This is a genomic window from Mesorhizobium sp. M4A.F.Ca.ET.050.02.1.1 (assembly GCF_003997725.1).
In the GTDB taxonomy this organism is placed as follows: Bacteria; Pseudomonadota; Alphaproteobacteria; order Rhizobiales; family Rhizobiaceae; genus Mesorhizobium.
The window spans coordinates 1-6,403 of record NZ_RZSG01000324.1; the positions used below are offsets into that span (position 1 = coordinate 1).

The following is a 6,403-nucleotide window of genomic DNA, read 5'->3' on the forward strand; positions in this document are numbered from 1 at the left end:
GCTTCGAACTGATGACCGAACGGGCGGAGATACTGGCTGCGCTGATCTCGCTGGAGAACGGCAAGGCGCTGCGTGACGCGCGCAGTGAGGTCGCCTACGCCGCCGAGTTCTTTCGCTGGAACGCCGAGGAGGCGGTCCGCATCAGCGGTGAGTTCGGCCTTGCGCCCTCGGGCGCCAACCGGATCATTGTCGACTACCAGCCCATCGGCATTTGCGTGCTCATCACGCCATGGAATTTTCCGGCAGCCATGGCGACGCGCAAGATCGCGCCGGCGCTCGCGGCCGGCTGTACTGTGATCCTGAAGCCAGCCAGCGAGACGCCACTGACGGCCTATGCGCTTGCAGCGCTCTACGAGGAAGCCGGCGTGCCGCCCGGCGTCGTAAACGTGCTCACGACCTCGACGCCGGGGCCGGTGACGGCTGCCATGCTGGCCGATCCACGCGTGCGAAAACTGTCATTCACCGGCTCGACCGGTATCGGCCGGGTGCTCCTGGCCGAAGCCGCCAAGCACGTCATCTCCTGTTCGATGGAACTTGGCGGCAATGCACCGTTCATTGTCTTCGACGACGCCGACCTGGAAGCAGCGCTCGACGGTGCGATGGTTGCCAAGATGCGCAATGCCGGCGAGGCCTGCACCGCCGCCAATCGGCTTTACGTGCAGGCCGGCATTCATGATGCCTTCGCCGATGGGCTGTGCAAACGCATGGCTGCCCTCAATGTAGGTCCTGGCACACACCCGGAAACCGAGTGCGGCCCGATGATCACCAGCAAGGCCGTGGACAAGATCGATCGTCTCGTCCAGGACGCGGTCGCCCGTGGCGCCAAGGTTCTGTGCGGCGGAGCGATTGCCGAAGGCAAGGGCTACTTCTACCCGCCAACGGTGCTTCGCGACGTTTCCACTGACGCCGCCATGATCCATGAGGAAATATTCGGCCCCGTGGCTCCGATCATGCGCTTCGACAGCGAGGCGGACGCCATCGCGAGGGCCAACGATACCGAATACGGTCTCGCTGCCTATATCTACACGCGCGACCTGGCCAGGGGGATGCGCGTGGCATCGAAGATCGAGGCGGGCATGATCGCCCTGAACCGCGGCCTGATGTCGGATCCGGCGGCGCCCTTTGGCGGCGTCAAGCAGAGCGGACTGGGCCGCGAAGGTGGTCAAAAGCACGGCGTTGCCGAGTTCATGGAGGCGAAGTACATCGCCGTAACCCTGTGAGCGGACACGCCAAAGATCCGTTTCGCATTCGCGATCATGTGGTCGAGTTCGACGACATCGTCGCCGAGATCGTGCGCAGAAGCGAAGATAGCAGGGCGAACGTGCCAATGGTCGGCGACGTCGCCTACGGAGATGACGCCACCGAGACCATCGATCTGTTCTTTCCCGAGGGCAAACGGGACCGCCTGCCGGTGCATATGTTCATTCACGGCGGCTATTGGCGCATGTTCTCCAAGCGTGATTATTCTTATGTCGCCGAGACCGTCACGAACGCCGGTGCGATCGCAGTCATCGTCGACTATGCGCTGATGCCAGCAGTCAGGATGGCAAAAATCGTTGACCAGACGCGCCGCGCCAAGCGATGGGTGCTTGACCATATCGCGGACCATGGCGGCGATCCCGATCTGCTGACCGTTAGCGGTCATTCCGCCGGCGCGCAGCTGGCAACGATGCTTTTCGACGGCGACGACCGGCCGTCCGGCATCAAAGGTGCGCTGCTGCTCGGCGGCCTTTACGACCTGAAGCCGTTGCAAATGTCATTCCTTGCCGCCGAGATCGCGATCACCGACGAAGAAGCCCGCCGGTTCTCGCCGATCAACCACAGCTTCGATCCATCCGTGGCCGTAGAGATCTCGGTCGGCGCCGATGAGACGCCGCCCTTCCACAGCCAGGCCGCGATGTTCACGAGCCACCTGGAAAACCAAGGGCTGGCTGTCTCGCGCACGACCCTTGCGGCGGCCAATCACATGAGCAGCGTCCGCGACCTTGGCGTGGCGGGCACCGAAGCCGCGTCACTGTTGGCCCGCTTCGTGGGATCTCAGTCAGCCTAGTAGCCGTAGTAGAGGCCCAGACCGCGCTGCAGGGCCGAGGCCAGATGCGCCTGCATGGCCGCCGCAGCCGCCTCCGGGTCGCGTGCCTTGCATGCCAGGATGACCTGCATGTGCTCGCGCAGGGATTGCAGCACGAGAGGCACGGTGACCTTTCTGTCCAGCCGGATCAGCCGGACGTAGTTGTGAAGCCGCTTGTAGGAACTGTCGATCAATGGATTGTTCAGGCTGGCAATGATGGAGTGATGCAGCAAGGTCTCGAGTTGCTCGAGGTCGGCCCTGACCAGGTCGGTGAGCCCACCGCGCTCGATCTCCTCGATGACCGCCAAATGACGTCTTTCCAGTTCCGCCAGGTCCGCCTCGTCCGCGGTTTGCGCGTAAACCCCTGTCGCTGCACGCTCCAGAATGCTGCGAAACTGGTAGGTCGACCTGGTCAGTTCGAACCCGGGCTTGACGAACTGGATGCCCGAGCGCGAATGGATGATGACGATCCCCTCTGCCTCGAGCAGCTTGAGCGCATCGCGCAGCGGCGCAACCGGGATTTGCAGCATTTCGACAAGATCGCCTTGCGACAGAAAGGCCCCCGCGGGGATCTTCCGCTCAAACAGTGTCTCAAGAATGCGCGTGTAGGCACGATCGCCAAGGCGTTGGCCGGCTGCCGCCCCGGCGGCCCCATCGGACTGATCGTCGTGCTGCGCCACTTTTGACCTCGCATCTGAAATATCTAAACATGATTCTGAAACATTACCGGCCGTGCCATCGTAAAGTATCGCATTGCCGGTTATCAATGGACCTTTGCAGGGATACGACTGACCGGGGTACTGCGCTGCGCGCAACCGGTATCCTGGGCTGCTTGCAGGTCGTCGCGCGGCCATCGAGCCAGGGCCGCTAACCGGTCGACGAAGCGTCGCCCACTGCATTTGCGTGCCTGCCTGCCGGACGGTTTTGCGCCTGGCCGCTTGCCTCTTTTCCAAAACTGAAATATCTAAAGCGCATTCTGACATATCAGAGACGCAGTATGCGCATCGCCGAGTATCGCATTACCCGCTATCAATTCGCTCGTGACCGGACCATCGGTGACAGTCAGGTCCGCATCGATGCGGCACACGTGGCCGCGCTTGAGCTCGTTGCCGAGAATGGCCTGGTCGGGCTGGGCTTTGTCCAGAGCCTGTTTCACCCCTTGCCGGACCAGGCCGAGATCGTTCGTGTTTTTGAAGAGGAGGCTTGGCCCGATCTCGCAGGGCAATCGCCTTTGGGGCTCGTGCATCGGGTCCAGCGGCCCCGCGGCGGAAACAGGCGCGCCTTCGGCTTACCTTTCGAGGAAGCCCTCCAGGTTGCGTTGTGGGATCTGAGTGCGAAGCTGGTCGGCCTGCCGTTGCACGAGCTCCTGGGGAGCCGACGCAAACGCGTGAAAGCCTACGCATCCGGTCTCGATTTCCACCTCAGCGACGATGAATTCCAAGCGTTCTTTGCCCATGCCGAGGCGCTTGGTTATCGCGCGTTCAAGATCAAGGTGGGGCATCCCGATTTCGACCGGGATTTGTCCCGGCTGGAGCTGTTGCGAAAGACGGTGCGGCCCGGCTCGTCGATCATGATTGACGCAAACGAGGCTTGGGGGGCCAAGGAGGCATCGGTAAAACTGCAGAAAATTCATAGCCTTGGCTATGATTTGCTATGGGTTGAGGACCCTATCTTGCGCCATGACTTCGACGGCCTTCGCAACCTCAAGGCGGCAACGCCGTGGACCATGATCAATTCAGGCGAATACCTCGATGCGGCCGGCAAGCGCCTGTTGATGCAGGCCGGCGCAACCGACATGCTGAATGTCCATGGGCAGGTGACGGACGTGATGCGGATCGGCTGGCTGGCAGCCGAACTCGGCGTTCCGGTGACGCTTGGCAATACGTTTCTCGAAATCGGCGTACACATGGCCTGTGCGCTGCCCGAAGTCGAGTGGCTCGAATACTCGTTCCAGAACTTCGATCACCTGGTCGAGCAAACAATCGAAATTCATGACGGCTGGATTCATGCGCCCGATCGAACGGGCCATGGGCTGGTCTTGTCGGAGACCGGGCGTCTGGATTGGACGCGCCCCGAAATCCTGTCGCGCGAAGACCTTGGTGAAGCGCCCGTCAACCCGCGGGTTGACGGGATCCCAAACTCGCAGCGAGCGCTGGATGAAGCGAAGGCCTGGTAGATAAAAAGGGAGGAATGACGTGCAGAAGCTGAAGATATTGACCGCTATTGCGACCATGGTGGTGGCGTCGCCGGCGCTGGCCCAGGAGATCACCGTCTGGGACGTCAACGTGGACGATGCCGCCCACGCGACATACTACGATCACGCGAAGGCCGCATTCGAGGCCGCGCACCCGGGAGCAACTCTCAACCTCCTGTCTCAACCGGACGCCGAGTACTACACGCTACTGGGCACCGCGCTCGCTTCGAAGGCCGGCCCTGACGTCATCTGGGCCAATGGCGGCGCCCAGGCCAAGGCCCTGGTCGGCGGGCTGATCCCGCTCGACGACAAGCTGCCCGACCTGATCCCGAAGCTCGTTGGAAAGTCCGCGTTCACCGGACCTGATGGCAAGCTGTACTTCATCCCGACGACGCTGCAGGGTCACGTCGTCTACTACAACAAAGCGCTTTACAAGGCCGCAGGGCTCGATCCGGAGAAGCCGCCGACGAGTTGGGCCGAACTGACCAAGGTCTGCGACGCCTTGAAGGCGCAGGGTAAACCCGCATGCTTCATGATGGCCAACAAGGAAGGCTACAACGCCGAGTTCTTCCTTTCGGAAGCGGCGAACCAGTCGCTGACCGCGCAGCAACAGGCCGATTGGCTGGCAGGCAAGCTCCATTGGTCGGATCCGCCGATCAAGGCGATCTTGCAGGCCTGGGTCGATACCGCCAAGAATGGCTGGTACCAGGAGGGCGGTAACTCGCAGACCATGTTCATGGATGAGTTCGCCCTCTTCGAGCAAGGTGTCGGAGCCAACGTGATGGGTCTGCTCTCCAACGTCGCGCATTGGAAGCAGTTCGAGACCAACATGGGCGTCGACAAGGTCGGGGTCTATCCCATGCCCTCGCCGACCGTTGCTGCCGATCAGCATGAAGGTGCCCCTGGCGTACCGCTTGACGGCGGCGTTGGCTACGGCGTGAACAAGGACTCCGCGAACATCGATCTCGCCGTCGACGCGGTGCGAATCCTCGCTTCGCCGGAAGTCCTGTCATACCTGGTCAACGACACCGGCTCGGTGCCAGCAAACACCGAAGTCAACACATCCGGCATTGACAGCCCTGGCCTCAAGCAGATCATGGGCTGGCTTGCGACCAGAGCCGTTCCGACCACGCATGCCAATTCTTCAGCGGCCGAGCTCGATGAATGGCACCACCAGAGCCAGCTCCTGTTCAACGGTGAAACCACCGTGGACCAGGCCGCGACGGCGCTGGACAAGGTCCAGGCTGAAGCCAAGCCGCAATAGCAATCTTCTCACGCAGACAGTGGGGGCGCTGCGACGCGCCCCCGTCCCCGCATCAGTGACGTGCCCATGACCGCCAATTCGTTACACCAGACTGGCCAAGCCACGCGGACCCGTACCCGCCCAGGCCGGAGCCGCCGGACAGAGGCGCGCGTTGCGGTGCTGTTCCTGCTTCCGGCCATCCTGCTTGTCCTGGTGTTTCGCATCTTTCCGCTGTTCTGGGGGTTTGGCATCTCCCTGACCAGCGCGACGTCGACCGACCCGGGCCAGTTCATCGGCGCCGGCAACTATCTGCGCGCACTGGACGACCCGAATTTCCGCTCCGCCATGGCCAACGCCGTCGTGGTACTGCTTTCGGTGCCGATCTTTGTGACCATCCCGATGCTGCTGGCCATCCTGATCCACCAAGGCGTGCCGGGGCGCACGTTTTTCCGCTCCGTCTATTTCTTTCCCGCCATTCTCTCGAGCGTCATCATCGGGTCTATTTTCAGCGTGGTGCTGAGCTTCAATGGCAATCTGAACGCGTTGCTGGGCATCGCGGGGATCAGCGGCGTGGACTGGCTGGGCCACTCGGCGACCGCACTTCCGGTGACGCTGGCGATCCAATGCTGGTCGACCTTCGGCATGGGTGTGCTGATCTTCCTTGCCGGGCTGTCGACCGTGTCCAAGGAAATGGTAGAAGCGGCATGTCTCGACGGCGCCAAGATGTGGCAGATCTGGTGGCATGTCATCATCCCGGAGCTTCGCCCCATCATCGAGTTCTCGACGGTGATCACGACCATCGGCCTGCTGACTTCGATGTTCGGCCTGATCTACGTGCTGACCGGCGGCGGACCCGGCACGGCGACGACGGTGCCCGAATATCTGATCTGGGCCGCAC

General features: G+C 62.1%; 6 protein-coding genes. 5 read left to right on the forward strand and 1 reads right to left on the reverse strand.

Features of this window, described 5'->3' with window-relative positions:
- On the forward strand, nucleotides 1-1,220 hold a 1,220-nt coding region (locus EOA33_RS20215; RefSeq protein WP_145989209.1), incomplete at its 5' end, for an NAD-dependent succinate-semialdehyde dehydrogenase.
- Nucleotides 1,217-2,050, forward strand: a complete 834-nt coding sequence (locus EOA33_RS20220; protein WP_127406394.1) for an alpha/beta hydrolase — start codon at nucleotides 1,217-1,219, stop codon at nucleotides 2,048-2,050. The genes EOA33_RS20215 and EOA33_RS20220, both read left to right, overlap by 4 nt.
- Here the strand turns inward: EOA33_RS20220 and EOA33_RS20225 are convergent.
- On the reverse strand, nucleotides 2,047-2,748 hold the full coding sequence (locus tag EOA33_RS20225; protein WP_127282711.1) for a GntR family transcriptional regulator: 702 nt from the start codon (nucleotides 2,746-2,748) through the stop codon (nucleotides 2,047-2,049). The two genes, EOA33_RS20220 and EOA33_RS20225, sit on opposite strands and share 4 nt — an antisense overlap.
- Nucleotides 2,749-3,065: 317 nt before the next feature.
- Here EOA33_RS20225 and EOA33_RS20230 point away from each other — a divergent pair, with 317 nt between their 5' ends.
- The 3 genes from EOA33_RS20230 to EOA33_RS20240 form a co-directional block, all read left to right on the forward strand.
- On the forward strand, nucleotides 3,066-4,244 hold the full coding sequence (locus tag EOA33_RS20230; protein WP_127406395.1) for a mandelate racemase/muconate lactonizing enzyme family protein: 1,179 nt from the start codon (nucleotides 3,066-3,068) through the stop codon (nucleotides 4,242-4,244).
- A 19-nt stretch (nucleotides 4,245-4,263) separates the two neighbouring features.
- Nucleotides 4,264-5,526, forward strand: coding sequence for an extracellular solute-binding protein (locus EOA33_RS20235; protein ID WP_245482388.1), 1,263 nt, complete (start codon nucleotides 4,264-4,266; stop codon nucleotides 5,524-5,526).
- Between the two features lie 156 nt (nucleotides 5,527-5,682).
- Nucleotides 5,683-6,403: sugar ABC transporter permease (locus EOA33_RS20240; protein WP_245482389.1), on the forward strand; the 721-nt coding region annotated here is incomplete at its 3' end.